Annotated in this window: 21 protein-coding genes; 15 read left to right on the top strand and 6 right to left on the bottom strand. The window is 71.9% G+C overall.

Translation table 11 applies throughout. The features are described 5' to 3' along the window. Positions 1–32: 32 nt before the first annotated feature. On the top strand, positions 33–1,769 hold the full coding sequence (locus LXT23_RS02975; protein ID WP_323378741.1) for a lamin tail domain-containing protein: 1,737 nt from the start codon (positions 33–35) through the stop codon (positions 1,767–1,769). Then, positions 1,757–2,236 carry a thermonuclease family protein gene (locus tag LXT23_RS02970; protein ID WP_253978525.1) on the top strand — a complete coding sequence of 160 codons (480 nt, stop codon included), beginning with the start codon at positions 1,757–1,759 and terminating at the stop codon, positions 2,234–2,236. Before LXT23_RS02975 ends, LXT23_RS02970 begins: the two co-directional genes overlap by 13 nt. 7 nt (positions 2,237–2,243) lie before the next feature. On the opposite strand, the gene LXT23_RS02965 is transcribed toward LXT23_RS02970, so the two are convergent. Then, entirely contained in the window at positions 2,244–2,654 is a 411-nt protein-coding gene (locus tag LXT23_RS02965) for a hypothetical protein (protein WP_253978524.1), read from the bottom strand. A 303-nt stretch (positions 2,655–2,957) separates the two neighbouring features. On the opposite strand from LXT23_RS02965, the gene LXT23_RS02960 reads away from it, so the two are divergent. Further along, positions 2,958–5,234 (top strand): PAS domain S-box protein, encoded by a 2,277-nt coding sequence (locus LXT23_RS02960; RefSeq protein WP_253978523.1) that lies wholly within the window; start codon positions 2,958–2,960, stop codon positions 5,232–5,234. A 9-nt stretch (positions 5,235–5,243) separates the two neighbouring features. Here LXT23_RS02960 and LXT23_RS02955 read toward each other — a convergent pair whose 3' ends face one another. Beyond that, entirely contained in the window at positions 5,244–6,467 is a 1,224-nt protein-coding gene (locus LXT23_RS02955; RefSeq protein WP_253978522.1) for an MFS transporter, read from the bottom strand. A gap of 150 nt (positions 6,468–6,617) precedes the next feature. On the opposite strand from LXT23_RS02955, the gene LXT23_RS02950 reads away from it, so the two are divergent. Next, positions 6,618–7,460: a hypothetical protein gene (locus LXT23_RS02950; RefSeq protein WP_253978521.1), complete on the top strand. Its 843-nt coding sequence runs from the start codon at positions 6,618–6,620 to the stop codon at positions 7,458–7,460. 25 nt (positions 7,461–7,485) lie between these two features. Here the strand turns inward: LXT23_RS02950 and LXT23_RS02945 are convergent, their stop codons facing one another. Then, positions 7,486–8,475 carry a TerC/Alx family metal homeostasis membrane protein gene (locus tag LXT23_RS02945; RefSeq protein ID WP_253978520.1) on the bottom strand — a complete coding sequence of 330 codons (990 nt, stop codon included), beginning with the start codon at positions 8,473–8,475 and terminating at the stop codon, positions 7,486–7,488. 317 nt (positions 8,476–8,792) lie between these two features. Here LXT23_RS02945 and LXT23_RS02940 point away from each other — a divergent pair, with 317 nt between their 5' ends. The 7 genes from LXT23_RS02940 (at position 8,793) to LXT23_RS02910 (ending at position 16,393) form a co-directional block, all read left to right on the top strand. Further along, positions 8,793–9,200 carry an arsenate-mycothiol transferase ArsC gene (locus LXT23_RS02940; protein WP_253978519.1) on the top strand — a complete coding sequence of 136 codons (408 nt, stop codon included), beginning with the start codon at positions 8,793–8,795 and terminating at the stop codon, positions 9,198–9,200. 145 nt (positions 9,201–9,345) lie between these two features. Further along, a complete protein-coding gene (locus LXT23_RS02935) occupies positions 9,346–9,684 on the top strand; it encodes a hypothetical protein (RefSeq protein WP_253978518.1) in 339 nt (112 codons plus the stop codon). 58 nt (positions 9,685–9,742) lie between these two features. Further along, a complete protein-coding gene (locus tag LXT23_RS02930; RefSeq protein ID WP_253978517.1) occupies positions 9,743–10,195 on the top strand; it encodes a nuclear transport factor 2 family protein in 453 nt (150 codons plus the stop codon). A 9-nt stretch (positions 10,196–10,204) separates the two neighbouring features. Beyond that, positions 10,205–11,257: a sensor histidine kinase gene (locus LXT23_RS02925; RefSeq protein WP_253978516.1), complete on the top strand. Its 1,053-nt coding sequence runs from the start codon at positions 10,205–10,207 to the stop codon at positions 11,255–11,257. Then, positions 11,254–11,994, top strand: a complete 741-nt coding sequence (locus LXT23_RS02920; protein ID WP_253978515.1) for a LytR/AlgR family response regulator transcription factor — start codon at positions 11,254–11,256, stop codon at positions 11,992–11,994. Before LXT23_RS02925 ends, LXT23_RS02920 begins: the two co-directional genes overlap by 4 nt. A 553-nt stretch (positions 11,995–12,547) precedes the next feature. Further along, positions 12,548–14,092: a DUF4153 domain-containing protein gene (locus tag LXT23_RS02915; RefSeq protein WP_253978514.1), complete on the top strand. Its 1,545-nt coding sequence runs from the start codon at positions 12,548–12,550 to the stop codon at positions 14,090–14,092. 177 nt (positions 14,093–14,269) lie between these two features. Beyond that, entirely contained in the window at positions 14,270–16,393 is a 2,124-nt protein-coding gene (locus tag LXT23_RS02910; RefSeq protein ID WP_253978513.1) for a hypothetical protein, read from the top strand. Between the two features lie 12 nt (positions 16,394–16,405). On the opposite strand, the gene LXT23_RS02905 is transcribed toward LXT23_RS02910, so the two are convergent. The 3 genes from LXT23_RS02905 to LXT23_RS02895 all read right to left on the bottom strand — a co-directional run bounded on the left by LXT23_RS02905 (position 16,406) and on the right by LXT23_RS02895 (position 19,665). Continuing rightward, a complete protein-coding gene (locus LXT23_RS02905) occupies positions 16,406–17,281 on the bottom strand; it encodes a TonB family protein (protein WP_253978512.1) in 876 nt (291 codons plus the stop codon). A 187-nt stretch (positions 17,282–17,468) separates the two neighbouring features. Next, positions 17,469–18,083 (bottom strand): DUF938 domain-containing protein, encoded by a 615-nt coding sequence (locus LXT23_RS02900; protein WP_253978511.1) that lies wholly within the window; start codon positions 18,081–18,083, stop codon positions 17,469–17,471. Between the two features lie 70 nt (positions 18,084–18,153). Continuing rightward, a complete protein-coding gene (locus tag LXT23_RS02895; protein ID WP_253978510.1) occupies positions 18,154–19,665 on the bottom strand; it encodes a serine/threonine-protein kinase in 1,512 nt (503 codons plus the stop codon). 109 nt (positions 19,666–19,774) lie between these two features. On the opposite strand from LXT23_RS02895, the gene LXT23_RS02890 reads away from it, so the two are divergent. From LXT23_RS02890 to infC, 4 genes are all read left to right on the top strand, one after another. Further along, the gene (locus LXT23_RS02890; RefSeq protein ID WP_253978509.1) at positions 19,775–20,698 is read left to right on the top strand and encodes a phytanoyl-CoA dioxygenase family protein; all 924 of its coding nucleotides are present in this window, start codon (positions 19,775–19,777) and stop codon (positions 20,696–20,698) included. Between the two features lie 208 nt (positions 20,699–20,906). After that, positions 20,907–22,610 carry a carbohydrate-binding protein gene (locus tag LXT23_RS02885; protein WP_253978508.1) on the top strand — a complete coding sequence of 568 codons (1,704 nt, stop codon included), beginning with the start codon at positions 20,907–20,909 and terminating at the stop codon, positions 22,608–22,610. Positions 22,611–22,736: 126 nt separating this feature from the next. Further along, on the top strand, positions 22,737–23,657 hold the full coding sequence (locus tag LXT23_RS02880) for a ribonuclease Z (protein ID WP_253978507.1): 921 nt from the start codon (positions 22,737–22,739) through the stop codon (positions 23,655–23,657). A 539-nt stretch (positions 23,658–24,196) separates the two neighbouring features. Further along, complete coding sequence (infC, locus tag LXT23_RS02875; protein WP_253979518.1) at positions 24,197–24,967, top strand: translation initiation factor IF-3; 771 nt, start codon at positions 24,197–24,199, stop codon at positions 24,965–24,967. Positions 24,968–24,969 lie beyond the last annotated feature (2 nt).

Below are 24,969 nucleotides of genomic sequence, written 5' to 3'. Positions count from 1 at the left end.
TGCTGGGCGCGTGGGCTTGTGGCGGCTCACCCGTGGACGAAGACTGTGCCGGGTTGTTGCCGGGAGACCTGGTCGTCACCGAGTACCTCAATGACCCCGTGGGGACGGACACCGGGCAGGAGTACGTCGAGCTCCACAACCCCACGCGCAGCGCCGTGGACCTGGAGGGGCTGACGCTCTATTCGGCTCGTGCGGATGGCTCCCAGGAGCGGGCGTACGTCTTCACCGGAGCCGTCCCGGTGCCGGCGGGTGGCTACCTCGTGGCGGGAGACGTTCGTGACGGGCCGTCGCTTGCTCACGTGGACCACGCGTACGGCGAGGCGCTCGGCGCGCTGGGAAACACCGGTGGGCTCCTGGGCATCCGATGCGGAGCCCGGGTGGTCGATGAGGTGCACCTCACCGCGCCAGCGAAGAGCGGTGTGGCACGGACCTATGACGGCCGGCTCGTGCCGGACTCCGCGGGCAACGATGACCCGGCACGCTGGTGTGACGGCGCCGGGACAGCGGACGCCGGTGCGCCGCTCGGGAGTCCGGGGGCGGCGAATGCTCCGTGTGAGGCGCTGGAGCCGCCCGGGGGAATGGACGCGGGAGTCGTGGAGTCCTGTGTGCCGGCGGGGACATCGGTCTCGCGGCCGGTGATGAGCCCACGTCCGGGGGACCTCATCATCACGGAGGTGATGGCCAATCCGCGTGGAGACGACACGCTGGGCGAGTGGGTGGAGGTGATGGCCCTGGCGCCGGTGGACCTCAATGGGCTGACGGTGGGCTCGGACTCGGCGGGGACGAAGCTGCCCGGTGGGCCCTGCGTGTCGCTCGCGGCAGGGGCGTTCGTGGTGCTGGCTCGCAGCCCGGACGCGGTGCTCAACGGTGGGCTGCCTTCGCCGGTGGCGACGCTCGACGTGGACCTGCGCAACTCGGGCGGGGTGGTGATGGTGCGGTCGGGGAGCGGCGTCATCGACGCGGCCGGATATGGCCCGGCGGAAGAAGGCGTGGCCACGCAGGTATCCGCGTTGCACGTGGATGCGAAGCGCAATGACCCGGCGGACGCGTGGTGTCGGGCCACGGCCTCGTACGGGACGCGAGGCAACCTGGGGACGCCCGGCCGGCCGAATCACGTTTGTACGGGGGAGGGGGCCTCGGATGGTGGCACCCCGGATGGAGGCCGGACGGATGCCGGTGCTCCGGATGGGGGCCCGGTGGATGCAGGGACGCCCGCGCCCGGATGCATCGACCGGTGGACCGGGAAGGTGCGCGTACCGAAGGTGCCGGACCCGGGCTCGCTGGTGCTCACGGAGCTCATGGCCGACCCGAGCGCAGTCTCGGATGCCACGGGCGAGTGGGTCGAGGTGCTCGCCCTGCGGGACGTGGACCTCAATGGCGTCACGCTGTCCAGCGGGAGCGGGGGCAGCGCGGTGCTCACGTCGACGCTGTGCCTGTCACTCAAGGCCGGCGGCCGGGCTGTCATCGCGCGCAGTGACGACGTGGCGCTCAATGGGGGCCTGCCCTCGGTGCTCGGCACGTTCTCCTTCAACCTGGCGAACGGCGCGGGCAGCCACCTGCTCCGGCTCACGGTGGACGGGCGGCTCCTGGATGCGGTGACGTGGACGGCGGCGGCGGTTCCGGGGGTGGCGTCGCAGCTCGACCCGACCCGCAGTGACCCCGCCCGGAACGATGCGCCCGGGAGCTTCTGTCCCGCGCCGACGTCCGCGCGGTATGGACTGGGCGACCGGGGAACCCCGGGCGTGGAGAACCGTCCATGCGCGCCCTGAGTGCCGTGCTGTCCTGCCTGCTCCTGGCCTGCGGTGACGACGCGAGCGCCCCCTGTGGCCCGGACACCGGCCGGGTGGCGGAGGTCATCGACGGTGACACCGTCGTCCTCGAGGGCGGCGAGCGCGTCCGCTACCTGCTCGCGGACACCCCGGAGAGCGCGGGGGGCGCGAAGGACTGCTTCGGCGCGGAGGCCCACGCCTTCAACCGCGGCCTCGTCGAGGGACGGCGGGTGGCGCTGGCGTACGGCGAGGCGTGCTCGGACCGCTTCGGCCGGCTGCTCGCGTACGTGTCCGTGGACGGGCGCGAGGTGAACACGCTCCTGGTGGAGCGGGGCCATGCCTGTGTCCTGCACGTGCCACCGGCGGGGAGTGCCCGGCGCGCGGAGTTCCAGGCGCTGGAAGCCCAGGCCCGGCACGCGAGGCGGGGGGTGTGGGGTGCCTGCGCGCCGGTGCCTTGTGGGCGGTGAGGCCCTGCTACAGCGCGGCCTCCAGCTTCGTCTGGATGGCCTTCTTGCGGTCCTTCACGTCATCGATGTTCGTGGTCGGCAGGTGGTCCAGCGTGAGCACGCCGTCCTCGAACGTCACCATGTAGTCCGCGTTCGACGTGTCCGCCGTGTTGCGGATGACGATGCGCTTGAGCTTCTCCTTCAGCGCCTCGCGCCCCATGTCGTCGATGCAGATGGCCTGCAGCGCCTCGACGAGCGGGAGGAAGTACACCTTCGGGAAGCACTCCTCGTAGAGGTGTGCGCTCCCGTCGATGGCCAGGGTCTGCCAGTTCACGTCCACCGGCACGTCGAAGTGTGCAGCCTGGTCAATCTGCTGCTTGAGCTTCGGGTACTGCGTCTCCTCGAACTGCTTGGCGGCCCTGCGCTCCGCGAGTCCCATGCTTCCTCCTCGGTTGGTGGAGACAGTCTTGTCCAGGTTGGCAAGGAATCCCACTGTCAGGATTTCAGGGGGGCAGGGCCGGCCGGTGCGAGAGCGCATACGAGCCCGAGGGGCGCCTCCGTGGTCGTCCCCCCTGCGGGGCATCACGCGGGCGTGACGTGGGGACGGGCGGCCTTCGCGGCATGGACGCTGTATCCCAATGGTAACGGCCATGCTCTCTGCTCCTCCATCACGGCAGCCCGCCTCCTCTGGAGGGGTAGCGGGTGGACCCGCGCAGTGGGTCCTCGCGGGGGAGGCGCTTGCATGAACCCTCGCGTAACCTCTCCGAGCTTCCTCTCCGAGCTGCTGGCGGCCCGGTCCGGGGACATCGTCCTGCGCTGGCGGGCGCGAGTGGGCGAGGCGCTGGGGGCGGGCCCGCTGCCTCCAGCGGAGCAGCGCGAGCGCCTGCCGGAGCTGGTGGACCTGCTGGTGGGCCTGCTGCGGGAGTCGGACCTGGCATCCGGCCTGGAGAGGGCCCGGACCATTGGCGGCAGGCACGGACGCGAGCGCTACCAGGCGGGCAGTGACGTCACCACGGTGGTGCGCGAGTACTCGCTGCTGCGCGACGCCATCCTGGAGGTGCTGGAGGAGGAGGGGCAGGCCCTGGAGCCCGGAGGGCCGCGCGTGGTCCACCAGGTGCTCGACGCGTGCCTCGCGGAGGCGGTGGCGCAGTACGCCGGAGCGCACGAGTGCGTGCTGCGCGGCACCGAGGCGAAGCTGCACGACATCCTCGACCACGCGCCGGCCGCCATCTACGCCAAGGGCCCTGGAGGGCACTACCTCTTCGTCAACCGCTCCTTCGAGCAGGCCACCGGCCTGCGGCGCCACGACGTGGTGGGCCACACGGACGCGGAGCTGTTCCCTCCGGAGATAGCGTCGGTCTTCAGCGCCAATGACCAGCAGGTGCTCGCCACCGGCCAGCCGCTGACCTCGAACGAGTGGGTGCCGCAGCAGGACGGCGTGCACGTCTATCACTCGCTCAAGTTCCCCCTGCGGGCTGGACGGGGCCCCGCAGCCGGGGTGGCCGGCATCTCCACCGACACCACCGAGGCGCTGCGCCTGGAGCGCGAGCGGGACGAGGCGCGCGAGCACCTGCGGCGCGTCATCACCCGGCTCCCCGTCGTCCTCTGGTCCACGGACTCGCGCGGCACCATCACCCTCTTCGAGGGCGCGGGGCTGAAGGCCATTGGCATGGAGCGGGGACAGCTGGTGGGTCGCTCCACCTTCGACGTCTACGCGGACCGGCCGGACCTGCTGGACGCCACCCGGCGCGCGCAGCAGGGAGAGTCCTTCGTCCTGGAAATCCAGATGGGGGGCGCCTGGTTCATGACGCACGTCCTCCCCGTCGAGGGACCCGATGGCCGGGTGGAGAGCGTGGCGGGCGTGTCGCTGGACATCACCGACCGCCACCGGGCCGAGGAGGTGCTGCGCCAGTCGGAGACGCGCTACCGGCTGGCCACCCTGGCCACCAGCGACGTCATCTATGACTTCCAGCTGGAGACCGGTGACATCGCCTGGAGCGAGCTGGCGGAGCGCCAGTTCCGCCTGCCGAAGGAGCATCCGCGGCTGGACATCGACTGGTGGACCGCGAGCATCCACCCCGAGGACCGGGAGCGGGTGAGCCGCAACATCCAGGCCGCCATCGACCGGGGCAGCGCGCACTGGACGGACGAGTACCGCTTCCTCCGGGGGGATGGCACCTGGGCCGTCATCGCGGACCGGGGGCACGTGGTGAGCGACGCCCGGGGCCGCGCCACGCGCATGGTGGGCGCCATGCAGGACATCACCGAGCGGCGGGCCGCCGAGGAGGAGGCGAAGCGGCGGGCCGAGTTCGAGAAGCTCCTCATCGGCATCGTCAGCCACGACTTGCGCAACCCCATCTCCGCCATCACCATGGCCGCCACGGCGCTCCTGCGGCACGAGCGGCTGGAGGAGCGGCACCGGAAGACGGTGGGCCGCATCCTCTCCAGCGCCGAGCGGGCCGCGCGCATGCTGCATGACGTGCTGGACTTCACCCAGGCGCGCATGGGCGGCGGCATCCCCATCCAGCCCCGGCCGCTGGATTTGCACGAGCTGACGCGGCAGGTGGTGGACGAGGTGCAGCTGGCCCACCCCGAGCGCCGGGTGGAGGTCGCGTGCAGCGGCGACGGCCGCGGCCTGTGGGACGCGGACCGGCTGGCGCAGGTCATCACCAACCTGGTGAACAACGCCCTCAGCTACAGCCCGGAGGAGCACCCGGTGCGGGTGCGCACGCACGGCACCCGTGAGGCGGTGGCGCTGGCCGTCCACAACCTGGGGCCGCCCATTCCCCCGGAGCTGCGCCCCCGCCTGTTCGAGCCGATGAAGCGCGCGGAGCACAACAAGGAGGCGCGCGACAGCCGGGGGCTGGGCCTGGGCCTGTTCATCGTGAAGCACATCGTGGACGCGCACGGCGGGGTGCTGCGCGTGCACTCCACGCCGCACGAGGGCACCACCTTCCTGGTGCGCCTGCCCCGCCGGCAGGCCGAGCAGTGGGCCTCCGACGAGCCCGAGCCCCACTGAGCCCGGGCGTCAGGGACTGTCCGCCCGCGTGTGGCGCGACAGCCGGCCCACCAGCGCCACCACCACGGGCGCGGCCCCGGACAGCAGCATGGCCAGCTGGGGGCTGGCGACGTCCAGCAGCACCGCCGCTACCGCGCTGCCCGCGCCGATGCCCAGCGCCCAGCCCGCGTTGAAGAGGGCGAAGCCCTCCGCGTGCCGGTCCGCCGGCAGCCGCCGCTGGAGCAGGGAGATGAAGAGCGCCGTCTGCGGGGCGAGGAAGAAGCCCGCCGCGCCCAGCCACAGGCCGATGCCCCACGCCTGGCCCATGAGGCCGGTGGGCACCAGCAACACGCCCCACAGCGACAGGTACAGCAGCCCCCGCCGCAGCGCCCCCGCGTCCGAGCCGGGCCGCCGCGTGTTCGCCGCCAGCAGGCCGCCCGCCGCGCTGGTGGCGGACAGCAGCGCGGCCAGCAGGCCCCAGGACTCCGCTCGCGCGCCCACCTCTTCCAGGCGCGGAGGAATGGCCGCATCCACCAGCCCCCAGCTCACCCCGTTGGCGACGACGCCGAGGTACACGAGGCCCGGCAGCCCGGTGCGGAAGGGCGCCAGCGACACGCGCTCGCCGGGGGCGGTGGAGGCCGGAGGAGGCTCGCGCGTGGGCATGCGCCGGTTGAGCAGCGCGCCGCCCGCGTTGCACGCCGCCATCGTCACCAGCGCCAGGGCGGGGTGCACCAGCGCCAGCGCGCCCACCAGCGGCGGGCCCACCACCCACTGCACCTCGATGAGCACCGCGTCGATGGAGAAGGCCGGCTCCAGCAGCCGGGGCGGCAGCAGCGTGGGCATCAGCGCGCGGTAGGCGCCGAAGACGCCCGCGGGCACCACGCCCAACAGCAGCGACAGCCCCAGCAGGAGCGGCAGCGGCGCGCGAACCGTGCAGGCCACCGCCAGCGCGAGGCTCAGCCCCGCCATCCCCAGCATCGGCCCGAGCAGCCCCTCCGGCAGCCGGCGCCGGTCCATGCCGCGCCCCCGCACGGGCGCCGCCACCGCGGCCCCGAAGGCATAGGCGCTGGCCATCCACGCGCCGGAGGCATAGGAGCCCGTCGCCGCCTCGCCCGCCAGCAGCAGCGCGAAGGCGGCCATCGTCCCGCTCAGCCGCGCGGCGGACGAGGCCGCCACCCAGCGGCGCCAGCCCGCGTCCGCCCAGAGGGCGCGCTGCGTCCCCTGTGACTCCCCGAGCGTTCCCGTCTCCGACATGGCCCTCCTACTACCCGGAAAGCCCCGTGCGCGCTTCCCTTCTGGAGGGGGGGCAGGAAGGCTCACCAGAGGGGGCGGCAGGGGGGCCTTGCCCCGCGGGGGGCTGCCCGGCTAGCACGGGGCCATGGTGAAGCATCCTCGGAGGGTTTCATGAAGAAGGTCCTCATCGGCGTGGGCATCGGCTGCGGTGTCCTCATCCTGGTCGGCATGGGCGCGCTGTTCGCCGGCGGCCTGTGGGTGAAGAACAAGTTCGGCGGCAGCATCGAGGCCGCGCAGAAGCTGCAGACCCAGGAGCAGGAGCTGACGGAGCTCAACCGGAGCCACCCCTTCCAGCCTCCCGCGGACGGCGAGGTGCTGGCGCTGGACCCGAAGCGGCTGGAGACCTACTTCGCGGTGCGCGAGTCGGCCCTGCCGGTGTTCAAGACCTTCGAGCAGAAGTCGGACGAGTTCGAGAAGCAGCACGGCGGCGAGGACGGCCAGCAGAACCCCAGCCTGGGTGCCGCCATGGAGGCCGCCAACCTCATGATGGGCCTGGTGACGGAGGTGCGCACCGCGTACATCTCCGCCCTGAAGCAGCACGGGATGTCCCCCGCCGAGTTCCAGAGCATCACCGGCACCGTCTACGCCTCGGTGATGGCGGAGGGCATGGACCAGATGCGCGAGGCCGCCGCGCAGGGCCGCGTGGCGCTGGAGAAGCAGCTGGAGGAGATGGACAAGCGGCTGGAGGACGAGTCGCTCTCCGACGCGGAGCGCACGCAGCTCGAGGAGGCCCAGGGGCAGCTGCAGGCCGCCATCGACTCCATGGCGCAGGGCACGGAGGACGCGCCGGGCGGGCTGTCCGAGGCGTCGAAGAAGACGGCCGCCGCCAACATGGCGCTGCTCAAGAAGTACGAGGACCGCGTGCAGGTGATGGCCAACGCGGCCTTCGACGGCTTCGTGCTGGGCGGCGCCGGCAGCGACTCGCCGGGCAGCAACGTGCAGGACCTGGAGTAGTCACGCCGTGAGGCAGCCGCCCGCCCTACGCCTCCACCTCGGTGGAGCGCGTGGGGCCGGGGCGCTCCCGCGCTTCAGGTCCGGACGCCACCGTACGCCGGGCCACGTCGCGCTTCTGGGCGCGGCGGCTGGCCCACACCGAGCCGCCAATCAGCGCGGCGATGATGGCCACGGAGGTGAGCGGGCCGACGTGCACCCACCGCTCCAGCACCATCTTCCCTCCGGCGAAGGCCAGCACTCCGGCCAGCCCGTAGTGGAGGTAGCGCAGCGTGCCCACCGTGCCGGCCAGCAGCAGGTACAGCGCCCGCAGGCCGAGGATGGCGAAGGCGTTGGAGCTGTAGATGATGAAGGTGTCCTGCGTCACCGCGAAGGCGGCCGGCACCGAGTCCACCGCGAAGAGGATGTCCGTCAGCTCCAGGCCCAGCAGCGCCAGCAGCAGCGGCGTGGCCACCCGGCGCCCGTCCGCGAGCCGCACGAGGAACTTCTTGCCGTGCAGGTCCTGCGTCACCGGCAGCCGGTGCGCCAGCCACTTCACGGCCTTGTTCTCCACCTGCTGCGACGGGTCCTCCCGGAAGACGCGCCACGCGGTGACGAGCAGGATGCCGCCGAAGACGTAGGCCACCCAGTGCCAGCGCTCCAGCGCCGCCGCGCCCAGGAAGATGAAGAGGGCCCGGAAGACGAGCGCCCCGAAGATGCCCAGGAAGAGCACCTGGTGCTGCGAGCGCGGAGGCACGGCCAGGCTGCGGAAGATGACGAGGAAGACGAAGACGTTGTCGAGGCTGAGGCTCTTCTCGATGAAGTACGCCGCCAGGTACTCCTGCGCGGCGCGGCCTCCGAGCACGTACCAGACGAGCAGGTTGAAGCTCAGCCCCGCCGCAATCCACACCACGGTCCAGCTGACGGCGGCGCGGTGGGACTCGCCATGCCGGCCCCGGTGGGCGACCAGGTCCACGGCGAGCAGTGCGAGCACCACGCCCCAGAAGACCACCCATATCCATGTGGGAATGTCCTGCATGGCAGAGGGGAAGCTATGCACTTCCGCCAGAGGGCAGCCCCCCGGCCTCCGGGGAAGGAGGCGCGACGGCATGGACCGCTGCCCCGCCGGCCAGGCAGGCGTGCACACCTCTCGGCCGGGTGTGCGCCATGACGAGGCGCGTAAACCTACCTCCTGCCAGCCAGGCGAGCGCTCGGGGGTTCTCTTCGCGAGCATCCAGGCCGGGGATGTGCCAGCCTCGCGAGACAGCCCGCCCATGGGGGGCGGATTGAACAGACACCGTGGTAGCGCGCGGGGGAGGGGCGCGTTGGACGCGTAGGACTCGAGAGGGGTCGTTGATGAAGAAGGTCATCTTCGCCTGTGTGCACAATGCCGGCCGTTCGCAGATGGCGGCGGCGTTCTTCAATGTGCTGTCGGACCCGGACAAGGCCCGTGCGGTGTCCGCGGGGACGCAGCCGGGGGAGCGCGTGCATCCGGAAGTGCTGGAGACGATGCAGGACATCGGCATCGACCTGTCGTCCTCGAAGCCCCGGCTGCTGACGGACGAGCTGGCGCGGGACGCGCAGTGGCTCATCACCATGGGGTGCGGCGAGGCCTGCCCCTACGTGCCCGGGCTGCAGCGCGAGGACTGGCCGCTGGAGGACCCGAAGGGCAAGACGGTGCAGCAGGTGGAGCGCATCCGCGACGAGGTGGCCGCGCGCGTGGCGGGCCTGCTGGAGCGCGAGGGCTGGATGCGCGCCGGGTAGCGCGCGCCGCTCGCCGACGGGAAGCACCGCTCACCGCGTTTTCGCGCCGCTCGAAGAAGGCCCCCTGCCCGCGGGCCGAGGCCTTCGCTACTGCTGGCGCATGCTCTTCGACCGACGACAGCTCCTGGTAGGGGGTGGCCTCGCCATGGCCGCCCTGGCAACGGACGCCTCGGCCCAGGCTTCCGGCCCCCGTCCCCGGGCGCGCGGCACCGCGCCCATCCGCCTCCTCGCCAACGAGAACCCCTCCGGCCCCTCCGCCAGCGCGCGCCGCGCGATGCAGGCTGCGTTGGGCGAGGGGAACCGGTACGCGCGCAACGCGGCGGACCTGGAGGCGCTCGTCGCCCGGCGTGATGGGCTCACCCCGGCGCACGTCATCCTCACCTCGGGCTCGCAGGCGCTGCGCGGCCTGCGCATCACCGTGGGCACGGCGGAGGAGAGGGCGCGGTTCGCGGAGGCGCTGAAGGCCGTCCGCGCGGAGGCCTGAAGGACAGGCAGCACGAGCGCGTGAGTCGAGACGAGACGAGACACGAGGAGATACAGCCATGAAGAAGCACATCGGAAGCGCCGTTGCCGTGGGAGTCGTCACCGTGGGAAGCCTGCTGGGGGCCGGCGCCGCAACGGGCGCATCCGCCAGCGCGGCGGAGGAGGCCGGCGCGCGCAAGGCGGTGGAGCTGTACCTGAAGGGCCATGCCACCGGGACGCAGGAGCCGTTTCGCGAGGCCTTCCATCCGGACATGAAGATGCTCTTCAACCGTGACGGCGTCTTCACGCAGTGGACCGCGGCGGAGTACCTCGCGAAGGTGAAGGGCCAGCCCGCGCCGGACGAGGCGCGCCGCAAGCGCCGCATCGTCAGCCTGGACGTCACCGGGGACGTGGGCGTGGCGAAGGTGGTCCTCGACTACCCGGAGGCCCTGCTGACGGACTACCTGACGGTGATGAAGGTCGACGGCACCTGGAGAATCGTCAACAAGGTGTTCCACCGGGAGGCGCGGTAGAAGCAGGGCATGCGGCTCGGCGCGCGGTTCTGGAGGGTCCAGCTCTGGGGATGGGCGGTGTACGGGCTCACGGGCTACCTGCTGTCGCTCCCCAACATCGCGGACGGCGACCTGCATGGGCACCTGCGCGCCGCCTCGTGGAAGCTGCTGCGCTCCGTGCTGGGGCTGGGCATCAGCGTGCTGATGACGGGGGCCCTCTCGCGGCTGTGGGCCCGCCGCCCGCCGGTGTGGGCGCTGGGGCTGGTGAACCTGGGGCTGCTGTCCGCGCTGTCCGTGGCGTGGCTGGCGCTGCTGCGGCTCGCGTTCGGCCATGCGCCTGTCTTCCACCCGGACTTCGGGCACGAGCTGTTCAACTACGCCATCGTCCTGGTGGCGTGGAGCGCGCTGTTCCTCGGCTACATGTACCGGCTGGACCTGGAGGAGGAGCGCGAGCGGGCGCTGCGGGCCCTGGCGCTGGCCACCGAGGCGCGGTGGAAGATGCTGCGCTACCAGGTCAACCCGCACTTCCTCTTCAACGCGCTCAACTCCATCCGCGCGCTGGTGGACGAGGAGCCGGGCCGGGCGCGGCAGATGATTACCGAGCTGGCCGACTTCTTCCGCTACTCGCTGCTGGAGACGCAGGCGCGGGACGTGCCGCTGGGCGACGAGCTGCGCGCGGTGCGCAGCTACCTGGAAATCCAGCGCATCCGCTTCGAGGAGCGACTGTGTGTCAGCTTCGACGTGGAGCCGCGCGCGGAGGAGGTGCGGCTGCCGGGCTTCCTCATCCACCCGCTGGTGGAGAACGCGGTGAAGCACGGGCTGGACACGCGCAAGGGGCCGGTGGAGCTGCGCATCCGCGCCGCCGTGGTGGGCAACGTGTTGGAGGTGGAGGTGGCCAACACGGGGCGCTGGGTGGAGCCCGGGGCGCCGTCCCCGGTGGTGGGCACGGGCACGGGGCTGGCCAACGTGCGCGAGCGGCTGGAGCACGCCTTCCCGGGCCGGCACCGCTTCGGGCTGCGCGAGGACGACGGCTGGGTGCGCGCGTCCCTGTCCGTGGAGCTGGGGAAGCGGGAGGCCGCATGAAGCCGAAGCTGGGCGTGCTGCTGGTGGACGACGAGCGGCTGGCGCGCGGCGAGCTGCGCACCCTGCTCAAGCCGCACCCGGAGCTGGAGGTGGTGGGCGAGGCGGCGGACGTGGAGGAGGCGGTGCAGCGCATCGCCGAGCTGGACCCGGATGTGCTGTTCCTGGACGTGCAGATGCCGGGGGCGTCCGGCTTCGAGCTGCTGTCGCGCGTGGAGGTGCGGGCGCAGGTGGTGTTCGTCACCGCGTACGACGCGCACGCGCTGCGGGCGTTCGAGGTGAATGCGCTGGACTACCTGCTCAAGCCCGTCCACCCGCAGCGACTGCGCGCCACGGTGGAGCGGCTGCTCCAGCACGTGGGGCCGGAGCTGCCGGGGGCGGGGACGGGGGCGGCCCGGCCGCTGGCGGTGGACGACCACCTGTTCCTTTCTGGCGAGCGCCGTGCCCGGTTCGTCCAGGTGGGCGAGCTGGCCTGTGTGTGCAGCGCGGGGGACTACTCGGAGCTGGTGACGCGGGACGGGCAGCGGTACCTGCTGCCGCGGCCGCTGGCGGAGTGGGAGGCTCGGCTGCCGGAGCGGCAGTTCGTCCGCATCCACCGGGGCACCATCGTCAACCTGGCCTGTGTCGACCGCGTAGAGACGGAGCCCGACGAGGGCCTGCGCGTCCACGTGCGCGGCATTGCCACCCCATTCCCCATGAGCCGCCGGTACGCGGCCCAGCTCAAGCTCCGGCTGGCCTGAGGCGCCGACGGGCGGGCGCGTGGCGCCGAAGCGGCCCGGCCCTCCGCTGGCCGGCGGCCGGAAGGAACGTTCATTCCACGCGACGACGCCTGGGGATGGGGTGTTCGCCGCGCATGCGCCCGTCCGCGACCCGGCGGCCGGAAGGAACGTTCATTCCACGCGGCGGCGCCCGGGGGATGGGGGCGTCCGCCGGACATGCTCCCCCCCAGCCTGGTGGCCGGAAGGAACGTTCATTCCACGCGATGGCGCCCGGGGGGATGGGGGCGTCCGCCGGACATGCTCCCCCCAGCCTGGTGGCCGGAAGGAACCTTCATTCCACGCGATGGCACCCCAGGTGGGGCGGCTGCATCCGCCGGCCATGGCCGCTTCGGCCAGTCAGACCCGACCCATGCCGAGCCCGCCCACGCCCTGATTTGCACGTCGGCAGGGCTGGCCGGCCAGGGGAGGTGACGGACCGTCCGGCCTCCGGGCGCGACCATTCGCCCTCGCGTGGGGCCTTTCCCGAGGGGAGCGTGGGCATCCTGAGGCCATTCCGAGCTTCCGAGGTGCCGTCATGACCACGTCTGTCCCTCCCACTCCCACGTCCTTCGAGGCGCTGCCCGTGCAGCCGCCCCTGCCCGCGCCCTCGGTGCTGCCCCAGGTGCGCGCGCCCCGTCCCATGGTGGCCGCCGCGCTGGGCCTGGGCGTCCTCGCGGAGGTGCTGCTGGACAGGTCCTCGTGGGGCATCTCCTTCCCGCTGATGACGGTGGCCCTGCTGGCGACGCTCCTCTTCCTGGGCGGCCGCGAGAGCTGGCAGCGCGCCCGGCCCAACGCGTGGCTCCTGGTGCCGCTCGTCGTCATCTCCAGCTTCGTGGCCGTGCGCGCCAACCCGTGGCTCATGCTGCTCAACGTGCTGACGTCGGGCGTGCTGCTGCTCCTCCTCGCGCACTTCTGGGCCGCGGGCCGGGTGCAGCGGCTGGGCCTGCCGGGCTACGCGCTGGTGGCGGTGGGCTCCTTCTTCAAGGGCATGCTGTACCCGCCCGCGCTCGTCCGGGACACGGTCGACCTCAAGTCCGCGCGCAAGCACGCGCCGCGCCTGCTGCCCTTCGCGCGCGGCCTGCTCCTTGCGCTGCCGGTGCTCGCCGTCTTCGGTGTGCTGCTGGAGTCCGCCGACGTGGCCTTCGCCTCGGCGATGGAGCGGCTGTGGTCCACGGACCTGTGGGCGCTGTTCGGCAGCACGCTGGGCCGCGCCTTCGGGGCGCTGTTCGCCGCGTGCGTGGCCGCGGGAGTGCTCGGTCATGCGCTGCGCCGCCGCAAGGGCCGGGAGCGGGGCGAGGACGAGGTGGAGACCGTCCGGCCGAAGCTGGGCCTCACCGAGGCGCTGACGCTCATCCTCGCGGTGGATGCCCTCTTCCTCGCGTTCGCCGGCTTCCAGGTGGCGTACCTCTTCATCGGCGGCGCGTCGTCCCCCGCCGAGGGCTACACATATGCGGAGTACGCGCGCCGCGGCTTCTTCGAGCTGCTCGTCGTGTCCATGCTCACCCTGGCGCTCGTCATGGCGCTGGCCCGGTGGACGCGCCGCGAGTCCCCGCTGGCCGAGGCCGCCTTCCGCGTGGGCGCTTCCCTCATGGTCGCGCTCACCCTGGTCATCGTCGCCTCGGCGGTGAAGCGCATGGCGCTCTACGAGGACGCCTTCGGCTACACCCGCCTGCGCCTCTTCACCCATGTCTTCATGCTCGCGCTGGGCACGGTGCTGGCGTGGCGCGCGGTGACGCTCTGGTGGCGCCCCGAGCGCTTCGCCATCGGCGCCTTCGTCACCGCGCTGGGCGCCGTGGTGGCGGTGAATGCCATCAACCCCGATGCGCTCATCGTCCGCCTCAACCTCTCGCGCTCCACCGAGTACGGCCACCCCGACGTCGACTACCTCGCCACCCTGTCCCTGGACGCGGTGCCGGCGCTGACGGCGGCCCAGGACTCGGCGCCCGGGTGGCGCGCGCAGCTGCTGGAGGGCTACGCCGACACGCTGCTCGTCGAGTCCGGCGCCACCTGGCCCGAGTGGAACCTGTCCCACTGGCGGGCGCGCCGGGCGCTCCAGGCCGCGGGCGTGGCGGCGCGGTAGCGCGGGTGCAATGTCCACCATCGGGCAGGTGTGACCACTGTGGCATTTGCAACGCGGGACGGGCCCGGCATGGGGGCCCGCCGGGGAGTCCACGGTAGGAGGGCGCGGCCTGGTCCCAGCGCGCCCGCCCACCCCTGAGTCGAGGCCAGGTGTCGTCCCACCTCCTGGAGACTCCCCTTGAGAGCACCCGCCCGTCTCATCCCCTGGTTGCTACCCCTGCTCGCATCCGTGGCGCACGCGCAGGTCATCAACGATGTGAACCGTCCCGACAACGCCCGGAAGGTCCGCGTGGAAGCCGCCGACTTCCAGCGGGCCCAGCCCGTGGCGAAGCACGCCAACAACAACGACCTGACCGACTTCGGCCGGTGGGCCACCTACACCAAGGGCCTGCCGCATGACGAAGTGGGCGACACGGCCCCGACGGACTACGACCCGTTCCTGGCCGCGCTGCTCTCCGGAGACCCGTCGCAGCTGGAGGCGGTGACGCTGGGCGGCGTGCGCCGGTTCGTCAACCCGCAGGCGGGCTTCTCGTACGTGCTGGAGGGCGCGGACCCGCAGGCCATCACCATGCGCCCCGCGCCGGACTTCGACAGCCCTGAGGTGTCGGGAGAGATGGACGAGCTGTACTGGATGTCCCTGGTGCGCGACGTGCGCTTCGACCAGTACTTCTCCGACACCACCATCGCCCAGGCCATCAACCGGCTGAACCAGCTGCGGCTCTACCGAGGCGCGAAGGGCAGCAATGGCCTGGTGACGACCGGCACCCTCTTCCGGGCGGACGTGGGCAACGCGGCGCAGGGCCCCTTCATCTCCCAGTTCCTCCTGAAGACGGTGCCCTTCGGCGGCGGCCCGCTGGCCAGCGAGTCGGACATCAACCCGAACCCCGCCGTGGAGCCCACCGCGCACCAGCCGGTGGAGCAGCGCCTCTGGACGCGCTTCCCGGGAGATGACCGCGTCACCCAGTACGCGGAGTGGCGCAACATCCAGAATGGCGCGGCGCCGGACGACCCGGTGGACACGCTGGAGGACTTCGACAACACGCGGCGCTACATCCGCAACGGGAGAGACCTGGCCGAGTGGGTGCACTTCGACTACCCCCTCCAGGCCCCGCTGAACGCGGCGCTCATCATGGCGCGCCAGGGCGACTTCCTGCCGGATGGCAAGTACGACTCGGACCCCAAGTCGTCGCCGCGCGCCGAGGACCCGAACAACCCCTACCGGTTCTACGCGAAGCAGGAGCCGTTCGTGACGTTCGGCAACAGCGAGGCGCAGTCGGTGATGGCGCTGGTGACGAACACGGTGCTGCGCGCCCAGTGGTTCCAGAAGTGGCAGACTCACCGGCGGCTGCGCCCCGAGGAGTACGGCGGCCGCGTCCACAACACCCGCGTCGGCCCGCGCGGCTTCCCCGTGCCCTTCGAGCTGGTGAACTCGCCGGTGCTGCCGCTCGTCTTCGCGCGCAACGCCCAGCGCAACCTGGAGCGCGGCCTGCCCGGCGGCGGCACGTACCTTCTCAGCCAGGCCTTCCCCGAGGGCAGCCCGCTGCACCCGGCCTATGCGTCGGGGCACTCCACGTACATCGGCGCGGGCGTGACGATGTTGAAGGCGTTCTACGCGGACTTCCCCGTCGTCCGGCCGCAGGTGTCGAACGCGGACGGCACCGCGCTGCAGGACTACGCCGGGACGCTGATGATGTTCGACGAGCTGGACAAGCTCGCCTCCAACGTCGGCGTGGCGCGGCTCTTCGGCGGCGTGCACTACCGCAGCGACCATGACCACGCCTCTCGGCTGGGCGAGCTGTACGCGCTGCGCGCGCTCCAGGACTGGACGCGGCTGAACCCCGAGCCGGGGCCCTTCGGCAATCCCTTCCCCGGCTACGAGGTGCGGACGCTCGGCGGCAACACGCTGCAGGTGAGCGCCAATGGCCCCGCGCTGCCCAACCACGTGAGCGCGGTGAACCACTTCGTGCTCGTGGACCGGGTGACGGGCAACGCCATCCCCGGCTTCAAGCCGCTGTACAACGGCGCGGTCATCGACCTGAGTGACTTGAAGGATGCGGGCTTCGAGAAGTTCGACATCCTCGCCAGCACCTACCCACCGACGGTGGGCAGCGTGCGCTTCGTCTACGACGGCACGGCGTACACCGACGACACGCCCAACTACTCGCTCGACGGAGACCCCAACCTGCCTCCGGTGGACCTCACGGTGGGCACGCACTCGGTGAGGGCTACGCCGTACAGCGCCAGCGCCGCGGGCGGCCTGGGCGGTGTGCCGCTGGTCATCCGCTTCACGGTGCAGCAGTAGCGGCGCGGGCCTTCAGCGCAGGAAGAAGTTGAAGGGGAGCTCGACGGTGACACGGCCGCCGAGCTCCGGCGGCGGCGGCGGGAAGGGGGCGGCGTCGCGCACGGCCTGCAGCGCGGCGTCGCACAGCACGTAGTGGGGGCAGTAGCCGTGCACCTTCAGGCCCAGCAGCTGCCCCCGGCTGCCCACGGAGATTTGAATCACCAGCTTGCCTTCGATGCCGGCCATGGCCGCCTGGTGCGGGTAGCGCACGTTCTCGAAGCGGTCCCTGAACATCGTCTCGAAGTAGTGCTCGCGCCACGTGGTGAGCTGCTCCTCCGTGGGCCTGGGCGGCGGAGGCGCGAGCAGCAGGCCCACGTTGCTGGCGCCGAGCACCTGCTGGACGACGCCTCCCACCACGCCGCCGGTGATGCCTCCCGCGAGGCCTCCGGCCACGCCCTCCGAGTCGCTCGCGAGGGCGCCTCCCGCGGTGCCCGGGGGCGCCTGCTCGGCTTCGAGCTCGGCCTCGCTGGGGAGGGTGGCCGGCTCGAGGGCGGCCGGCAGGGGCCTGGGGGCCAGGGTGGGCTTCGGGAAGGGACGGGCCCGGCGCGCCACCGTCTTGCGCGGGACGGTGCCCGGACTGGACGTGGCGGCGGGCGGCGGCGGAGGCGGCGGGGCCGCGAGGAGGCGGAGGACGAGGTCGCCCCTGTCGCTCGCCGTGGCGGGCGTGTCCCGGTCGCCCGCGTGCCAGACGGTGGTGACGCCCAGGAGGACGAGGGCATGGAAGCCGAGGGCGAGCGGCATCACCCACAGGGTGCGCGCGCGGTCCGGTGCCCGCCGCGAGTGGGCGTGGGCGACGGAGGCGAACAGGGGCTCCTGGAAGGGGACGGCCTTCGCGCCTGCGTCCGGCATGGGTGCTTCCCCCTCCCTCCCGCCTCCAGAGTCGCGGGGCGGCCGGGCCGCGTCACAATGGTGTTAGTGGCGCTGGCGGCGCCCGTAAAGGGGCGGAGCCTCCCGGGGCTGTGCTGCGGTACCCATTGTTGCCGCGTAGATGTCACCGGGACTGCATTGCCCGGAGGTGGTGTACCCTGCGCGCCCTTCAGGGCCCCGCTCCCTCGCCCGCACGCTTGCGGAAGACGACGGTGAGGTTGTTGCTGGGCATGTCCACCACGCGCTCGCGCTCCAGGCCGTGGCGGGCGGCCTCGGCGGTGACGGCGCCGAGCTCGCGCACGCCCCAGGCCGGGTTCCGGGCGCGCAGGGACGCGTCGAAGGCGAGGTTGCTGGGCGCCGTCTCGCGGCCCTCAACGAAGTAGGGCCCGTACATGACGAGCAGCCCGCCGGGGGCCAGCACCTGCCCCGCGCCGCGCATCAGCCCCTGGCAGGACGCCCAGGGGGAGATGTGGATCATGTTCACGTTGAGGATGACGTCCGCGGCGGAGCGCGGCCACGGCTGCGTGCTTGCGTCGAGGACGAGCGGCGGCAGCAGATTGGGCAGGGCCTCCTCGGCGCGCCAGGCGGCGATGCTCTCCAGCGACTCGGGCTCCACGTCGCTGGGCTGCCAGGTGAGGCCTGGGAAGGCGCGGGCGAAGAAGGCGGCGTGCTGGCCGGTGCCGCTCGCCACCTCCAGCACGGTGCCCGACGGGGGGAGCACCTCGCGGAGGACGGCGAGCAGGGGTTCCCGGTTGCGCTCCGTGGCCTGGGCATGACGCTTCATGCCCGGGATTTCGCACATCCCGTGGGGGCCGCGCGAGGGAAGGCGCGGCCCGGGCGTGGGCTGGACGACGTCAGCGGTCCGCGGGCGCCGAGGTGGTGGGGCGCTGCACGGGGAAGGAGGGCAGGTAGCAGGCCCCCTTGTAGTCGTACGCGTCGTCGTCACAGGGGGCCTTCACGCGGGCCAGCTCGTACCAGCAGCCTCCGCGCAGCTCGACCTCGCCCTTGCGGTTGCAGGGCGGCTTGCGCTGGCCGGGGAAGGGGCCCTTCGGCATGGGCAGGCCCAGCCCGGGAGGAACGCCGAAGGTCGGCACCGGCGCGAGGATGGTGACGGGTGAGGCCACGGCGGCGTCTCCCAGGGAGATGGTGCCTCCGTCGCGGGACTCCGGCTCCAGGAGGGCGTGCGCTGGCGGGGCCTCGTCCTCGACGGGGTGGACCCACCAGCTCGTCATCGCGGAGAGGAGGCAGAGGAGGGCCACGGCGGCCGCGCCGAGCCAGGTCCATCCGGTGCCGCAGTGCGCGGGCTGGGAAGAGGACGGGGACGCGAGGCAGGCGCGGTGGGTGTGCGCGGCGGCCTTCGCGCGAGCGTGTGCGGGGGCGGCGTGCCCGAGGTCTGTGCCGTGGGCCCGAGCCGCCGAGGGCGCGACGGGCTCGGAGAGGGGCACGTCCGCCTCGGGGCCGGCATGCTCGGCGGCGTGCTCCAGGGCGCTGGCGACGGCGTCCGCGCTGCCTCCACCGGGGCGGTCCTCGGGGTGCTCCGCGAGCATGCGCAGGATGAGCGCATCGAGCTCCGCGCACACGGCGGGGTTGCGCAGGCGCGGCGAGACGAGCCCGGGCGCTGACTCGGTGTCGTGGCTCGCGGCGGTGTCGGAGACGCGCGGCGGGGGTGGATACGTCCCGGTGACGAGCTGGTACGCGGTGACGCCGAGCGCGTACACGTCATCCGCGGGCTGGGCTTCGTAGTGCGCCGTCGGATGGCTGCGGTAGCCCCACTGGAAGCGGATGGCCTCGGGGCTGCGGTAGGACGGCGTCCCCGGTGGCAGGGGTGGCGCGGTGAGCGTGCGCGCGCCGCGGATGTTCCCCGCGCCGAAGTCCGTGAGGATGGCGTGGCCGTCGCTCGTGCGGACCAGCACGTTGTCGCCCTTCACGTCGCGGTGGACGGCGCCCACGGCGTGGGTGGCCTCCAGGGCCCGGGCCACGTGTGCGAGCAGCCGGAGCACCTGGCGCGACGTGGGGTGCTGCTCGCGGCCCCAGTCATAGAGGGGCTGGCCCTCGACCCACTCCATGACGAGGTAGGGGAAGGGGCCCGCGGGGTGGGCCCACAGGCCGTGGGCATGGAGGCGCGGCACGCCGGGGTGGTGGATGCAGGAGAGCAGCTCCTCCTCGCGGTCGAAGCGCGGGTCCAGCGGGTGGGTGGCCAGCTTGAGGGCGAAGGGGCCGGCGTCCGGGTCTCCCAGTTGCTCGACGAGGTAGACGGCGCCGTAGTTGCCTCGACCCCGTCGCTCCAGCACCCGCCAGGAGCCGATTTCGGTGCCCGGTGGGAGGGTGGCTGGCGCCAGGTCCTTCATTGCCCGTGGTGATTCCATGAGTGCTTTTCCCGAGGGGGGCGGTCCGCTCCGCCGTGCGCGGACACTACCTCGTGGGTGGACAGGGTGATAACCTCTCTGGTGAGTAAGATTTGAGCCCGGCAGGGCAGTGCCCGACGTGTGTCTGGAGACCCGTGAGATAGTCTCCGCCCACGTGCCGGAGCAGGCGGAGGTCCGCTGGTTCCGGGTGCTTGGGGAGGCTGTGATGACGGACCGCGCCGCACTGTTCGAGCAGCAGGGCTACCTGGTGCTGCCTGGGTTCGTCCCTCCAGCGGACTGTGACGCGCTGAAGGCCCGCGCGGAGGAGCTGGTGGCCGGCTTCCGGCCGGAGACCGTCTCCATCTTCACCACCCACGAGCAGACCCGCACGTCGGACGACTACTTCCTCTCCTCGGGCGACCGCATCCACTTCTTCTTCGAGGAGGGCGCCTTCCGCCCGGACGGCTCGCTGAAGCAGGACACCTCGCTGTCCATCAACAAGATGGGCCACGCCCTCCACGACCTGGACCCGCGCTTCGACCGGTTCTCCCGCACACCGGCGCTGGCGGCGCTCGCCTCGGAGCTGGGCCTGCGGCAGCCCCGGCTCCTGCAGTCCATGTACATCTTCAAGCAGCCCCACATCGGCGGCGAGGTGAACTCGCATCAAGACGCGACGTTCCTCTACACCGAGCCCTCCACGTGCCTGGGCTTCTGGTTCGCCCTGGAGGACGCCACCCTGGAGAACGGGTGCCTCTGGGCCCTGCCCGGCGGCCACCGGCTGGGCCTCAAGAAGCGCTTCGTCCGCGCCGAGGGCGGAGGCACCACCTTCCGAGTGCTCGACACCACCCCCGTCCCCGAGCAGGACATGGTCCCGCTGGAGGTGGAGAAGGGCTCGCTCGTGGTGCTCCACGGCCTGCTGCCCCACCGCAGCGGCCCCAACACGTCACCGAAGAGCCGCCACGCCTACTCCGTGCACCTCATCGACGCCACCGCGGCCTACCCCGAGGAGAACTGGCTGCACCGCTCCCCCGACATGCCCCTGCGCGGCTTCTAGCGGCGCAGTACCGGGTCCTCTGTGAGTCCAACTCGACGAGGATGTAGGTGCCCGCGAAGACCCGGAACGTAAACCTCCGGCCTCCTGGTAGCGCTCACACCGTCTCGAAGGCGCGGCGCCAGGCGCTATCCACCTGCAGGTGCAGGCCGGTGGCACGAGGTCTCGAACGACGGCTAGCGTGAAGCTCCCCCACCAGGAGCCCACGCCTATGCACCGGAGCGTCGCCGCCCTCGTCCTCCTCGCCTTCGTCGCCACGAGCTGCTCGGACCCGGGCTCACCCGGGGATGAGACACTGGACTCCGGCACCGACGTCCTCGACTCGGGCACGGACGCCGGTACGAGCGCCGCGGACGGCGGCGTGGATGCGGGCACCTCCACCAGCGCCTGCGAGCCCTCCGGCCGCTACGGCCCGCCGGGGAACACCTTCACGCTCCCCGGCCCCAATGCCAACGGCGAGCTCTACATCCCCGACGTGCAGGCGCGCTTCCCCGCGGTGGACTGGAGCACGCTGGACCGGCTCTACGTCGCGGCGGGCACGTACACGCTCATCAACCTGGGCAACCTCCCGCAGCGCAGCGCGTCCCGGCCGCTGGTCATCACCAACTCGGGCGGGCAGGTGGTCATCCGGCCGAAGCCGGGCAGCACGCAGGGCTACATCTGGGGCGTGGGGGGTGGCTCCAACTGGGTCATCACCGGCCGGTATGACGCGGACTCCGGCACCGGCCATGCGGACTTCCCGGGCCACCGCTGCGGCGCGTACGCGACGTCTCGCGGGCGCTACGGCTTCCTGAGCGACGGCATCTTCCTCAACGGCGGCCACATGGGCATCGGCATCGGCGGGGCGCGCTCGTTCGAGCTGGAGTACCTCGAAATCACCCGCTCCGGCTTCGCGGGCGTGCGCATCAACCAGGCCGCCAGCGGGGGCACGGTGCCGCCGCTCGACAACATCCGGCTGCACGACCTCTACATCCACGACACCGCCAGCGAGGGCATCTACTTCGGCTCCACGCAGGGCGCGCCCACGCCGCTCGGCTCGGGGCTCAAGGTCTACAACAACCGCATCGTCCGCACCGGCACCGAGGCGCTCCAGGTGCAGAACCTGGGCGAGGGCGCGGAGGTGCACCACAACGTCTTCGCCTTCGGCGCCCTCGACTGGCGCGCCGCCTTCCAGCAGTACCAGGACAACAACTCGCAGGCGCAGGTGCGGGCCGGCCGCATCCACTTCCATCACAACGTCTTCCTCGGAGGCGCCGCCGCGCTCCTCAACTTCTTCGTGGGCCCCGAGACGGGGGACGCCGCGCTGGACGTGTCGTTCACCGACAACTACTTCGCGGACACGCTCAGCCTCGGCGTCTACATGGGCGGCACGTCCGGCTCCGGCGCGAAGTACCTCTGGGAGCGCAACGCCTTCCGGGGGCTCGACTTCGGCTACAACGCCGTCTACCCGTCCGCGACGGACCCCGGCGTCGTCTTCCAGAAGGGCGCCGGCATCACCTCGCCCATCACGCTCAAGGACAACCGCTGGGAGGGCGGACGCCGGCTCTTCCCGGGCCTCACCGGAGGCACCGGCACCTCGGGCACCGTGACGGCCACTGGCAACGTGAATGGCGCCATCCCCGTGCTGGGCTTCGTCGCCCCGGGGCTGCCCGCGGGCGCCACCACCCGGCAACTGGAGCTGTGGACGGACCGCGCCACCCTGTCCCCCAACGCACCCGAGGTGACGTACCCGGCGGGCGCCCTGGTGATGCATGACGGCCAGCTCTACCGGGCCCGCTCCGCCAACACCAACAAGCCTCCGCCGCAGAACACCGCCCTCTGGGAGCTGCTGCCCTTCCCGGCGGACGACCTGCGCACCGCCCCCGGAAGCGAGTGGGCCCAGCGCGGCATCGGCCTGCTGGACGCCGCGCCGTGACACTGGCGGAGCCAGAGCGCTGACCGGACCTCGCGAGCCGGGAGCCTCGACTTCGGAGGTTCCGGCTGTCAGGCCCGTGCGCGGGCTGCCGTCGGGGTGCCATTCTCCGCCCCGGGAGCGCCACCCATGTCCAGCCGCGAGCTCATCGTCCTCGGTTCCGCCAGCCAGGTGCCCACGCGCCACCGGAACCACAACGCCTACTTCCTCCGCTGGGACGAAGAGGGAATCCTCTTCGACCCGGGCGAGGGCACCCAGCGGCAGATGACGCTCGCGGGCCTGTCCGCCACCCAGGTCACCCGCATCTGCATCACCCACTTCCACGGCGACCATGCGCTCGGGCTGCCGGGCATCATCCAGCGGCTGTCGCTGGACCGCGCGAAGCACCCGGTGGAGGTCTACTACCCCGCCTCGGGCCAGGCCTTCTTCGAGCGGCTCCGGCACGCCACCATCTTCATGGACGCGGCGACCATCATCCCCCGGCCCATCTCCGAGGACGGCGTGCTGGCGGAGACCAAGGGCTTCAAGCTGTCCGCCGCGAAGCTGGAGCACGCCGTGGACACCTACGGCTTCCGGCTGGAGGAGCACTCGCGCGTGCAGCTCATCCCCAGCCGGCTCGCCGAGCTGGGCATCTCCGGCCCGCTCACGGGCGAGCTGCTCCGGCGCGGCGCGGTGGAGGTCTCCGGCCGCACCGTGCGCGTCGAGGAGGTGGGCGAGTCGCGCGCGGGCCAGGCCTTCGCCTTCGTCATGGACACGCGGCCCTGCGCGGGCGCTTCGCGGCTGGCGCAGGGCGTGGACCTCCTGGTGTGCGAGTCCACCTACCTGGACAGCGAGCGGAAGGAGGCGCACGACCACTTCCACATGACGGCCCTCCAGGCCGCGGAGCTGGCCCGGGAAGGGCGCGCCCGCCGGCTGGTCCTCACGCACTTCTCCCAGCGCTACGAGGACACGGCGCCCTTCGTGGAGGAGGCGAGGCCCCTGCTGGACGACGTCGTCGCCGCCAGAGACCTGGACCGGGTGGAGGTCCCCAAGCGCTCCCGGCCCGCCTGAGCCCCCGGAAAACCCCTGTCCGGACCCGGGATGTCCACTCCAGGATTATTGGAAATAGTGGTTTCCCGAGGTGTGCCCCGGCCTCCCAGGCCGGAAACCCCGGCCCATCCGACATTGTGTCCCGGTTCATCCCTGGGGGTCCTGGAACCGGAAGCCCCGGGGCGCCATGATGTCGGGCCTTGAGATGGTTCGTTTCCAACCCACCCTCCCCGGGGGGCCCAGCGGTGGTGGCGCCGAGCGCGTCCTCCCCGTATGCCCTGGCGCGGCCTGGCCGTGGGGTTCCCCAGCGGGTGTGGGAGACGGGCGTTATCTCTGGCGTTGCCGTTCACGGTCGGGGAAAGTCCCGCGCGGGCCCCCCCTCCTTCCGGGCGAGCGAGCACCTTCGGGCGCTCCTGCGCACGGAAGGCTGCCTGCCAGTCCTGGGAGACAGTAGGGGAGGGCGGCCTCACATCCCCGTCCGGCACCTTGTTGTACCGGAGTGGCCTGTCCCACCTTTGAGGCGGCGACCGGCCTGAAACCCTTTTCGGAGGAGAGTCACCATCATTCGCGAACAAAGAGGTAGCCGCGGCGGTAGCCGCGACCAGAGGACCAACCGTCGCATCCGTGCCCGCGAGGTCCGCGTCGTGGGGTCCGACGGCGGGCAGCTCGGGGTCATGCCGCTCGAGGCGGCCCTGGAGCAAGCTCGTACCGAGGGGCTCGACCTGGTCGAGATCAGCCCCATGGCCAGTCCACCGGTCTGCAAGATCATGGACTACGGCAAGTTCAAGTACGAGGAGAAGAAGAAGGCCTCGGAAGCCAAGCGTGCCCAGGTCACGGTCCTGCTCAAGGAAGTGAAGCTCCGTCCGAAGACGGAGGAACACGACTACGAGTTCAAGGTCCGCAACATGCGGCGGTTCATCGAGGACGGGAACAAGGCGAAGGTCGTCATCCAGTTCCGCGGGCGTGAAATCACGCACAAGGAGCAGGGCACGGCCATCCTCGACGACGTGGCGAAGGACCTGAAGGAAGTGGCCATCGTCGAGCAGCCGCCCCGCATGGAAGGGCGTCTGATGTTCATGATCCTCGCGCCCACGCCGAAGGTCGCCCAGAAGGCCCGCGAGCTCGTGCGTCAGGCCGCCGTGGCCGCCAAGCGCACCGCTCCTCCGGGTGAGAAGAGCGAGAAGGCCGAGAAGCCCGAGCGGCCCGAGAAGAGTGGCGGCAAGCCGCCGGCCGCGGGTGCCGAGGCGGCTCCCGCCAGCGCCAACGCCAGTGCCCCCGAGGCGAAGACCGAGGCGGGCGCTCCCCAGGACGAGCAGCGCACCGCTCCCTGAAC

The sequence above is a fragment of the Pyxidicoccus xibeiensis genome, assembly GCF_024198175.1.
GTDB lineage: Bacteria > Myxococcota > Myxococcia > Myxococcales > Myxococcaceae > Myxococcus > Myxococcus xibeiensis.
This window is presented reverse-complemented; position numbering and strand designations above follow the sequence as displayed.

Bases quoted from the DNA above. Each gene is read 5' to 3' on its own strand.
- LXT23_RS02970 (WP_253978525.1), top strand. From the start codon at position 1,757: ATGCGCGCCCTGAGTGCCGTGCTGTCCTGCCTGCTCCTGGCCTGCGGT.
- LXT23_RS02965 (WP_253978524.1), bottom strand. From the start codon at position 2,654: ATGGGACTCGCGGAGCGCAGGGCCGCCAAGCAGTTCGAGGAGACGCAG.
- LXT23_RS02960 (WP_253978523.1), top strand. From the start codon at position 2,958: ATGAACCCTCGCGTAACCTCTCCGAGCTTCCTCTCCGAGCTGCTGGCG.
- LXT23_RS02955 (WP_253978522.1), bottom strand. From the start codon at position 6,467: ATGTCGGAGACGGGAACGCTCGGGGAGTCACAGGGGACGCAGCGCGCC.
- LXT23_RS02950 (WP_253978521.1), top strand. From the start codon at position 6,618: ATGAAGAAGGTCCTCATCGGCGTGGGCATCGGCTGCGGTGTCCTCATC.
- LXT23_RS02945 (WP_253978520.1), bottom strand. From the start codon at position 8,475: ATGCAGGACATTCCCACATGGATATGGGTGGTCTTCTGGGGCGTGGTG.
- LXT23_RS02940 (WP_253978519.1), top strand. From the start codon at position 8,793: ATGAAGAAGGTCATCTTCGCCTGTGTGCACAATGCCGGCCGTTCGCAG.
- LXT23_RS02935 (WP_253978518.1), top strand. From the start codon at position 9,346: ATGGCCGCCCTGGCAACGGACGCCTCGGCCCAGGCTTCCGGCCCCCGT.
- LXT23_RS02930 (WP_253978517.1), top strand. From the start codon at position 9,743: ATGAAGAAGCACATCGGAAGCGCCGTTGCCGTGGGAGTCGTCACCGTG.
- LXT23_RS02925 (WP_253978516.1), top strand. From the start codon at position 10,205: ATGCGGCTCGGCGCGCGGTTCTGGAGGGTCCAGCTCTGGGGATGGGCG.
- LXT23_RS02920 (WP_253978515.1), top strand. From the start codon at position 11,254: ATGAAGCCGAAGCTGGGCGTGCTGCTGGTGGACGACGAGCGGCTGGCG.
- LXT23_RS02915 (WP_253978514.1), top strand. From the start codon at position 12,548: ATGACCACGTCTGTCCCTCCCACTCCCACGTCCTTCGAGGCGCTGCCC.
- LXT23_RS02905 (WP_253978512.1), bottom strand. From the start codon at position 17,281: ATGCCGGACGCAGGCGCGAAGGCCGTCCCCTTCCAGGAGCCCCTGTTC.
- LXT23_RS02900 (WP_253978511.1), bottom strand. From the start codon at position 18,083: ATGAAGCGTCATGCCCAGGCCACGGAGCGCAACCGGGAACCCCTGCTC.
- LXT23_RS02895 (WP_253978510.1), bottom strand. From the start codon at position 19,665: ATGGAATCACCACGGGCAATGAAGGACCTGGCGCCAGCCACCCTCCCA.
- LXT23_RS02885 (WP_253978508.1), top strand. From the start codon at position 20,907: ATGCACCGGAGCGTCGCCGCCCTCGTCCTCCTCGCCTTCGTCGCCACG.
- LXT23_RS02880 (WP_253978507.1), top strand. From the start codon at position 22,737: ATGTCCAGCCGCGAGCTCATCGTCCTCGGTTCCGCCAGCCAGGTGCCC.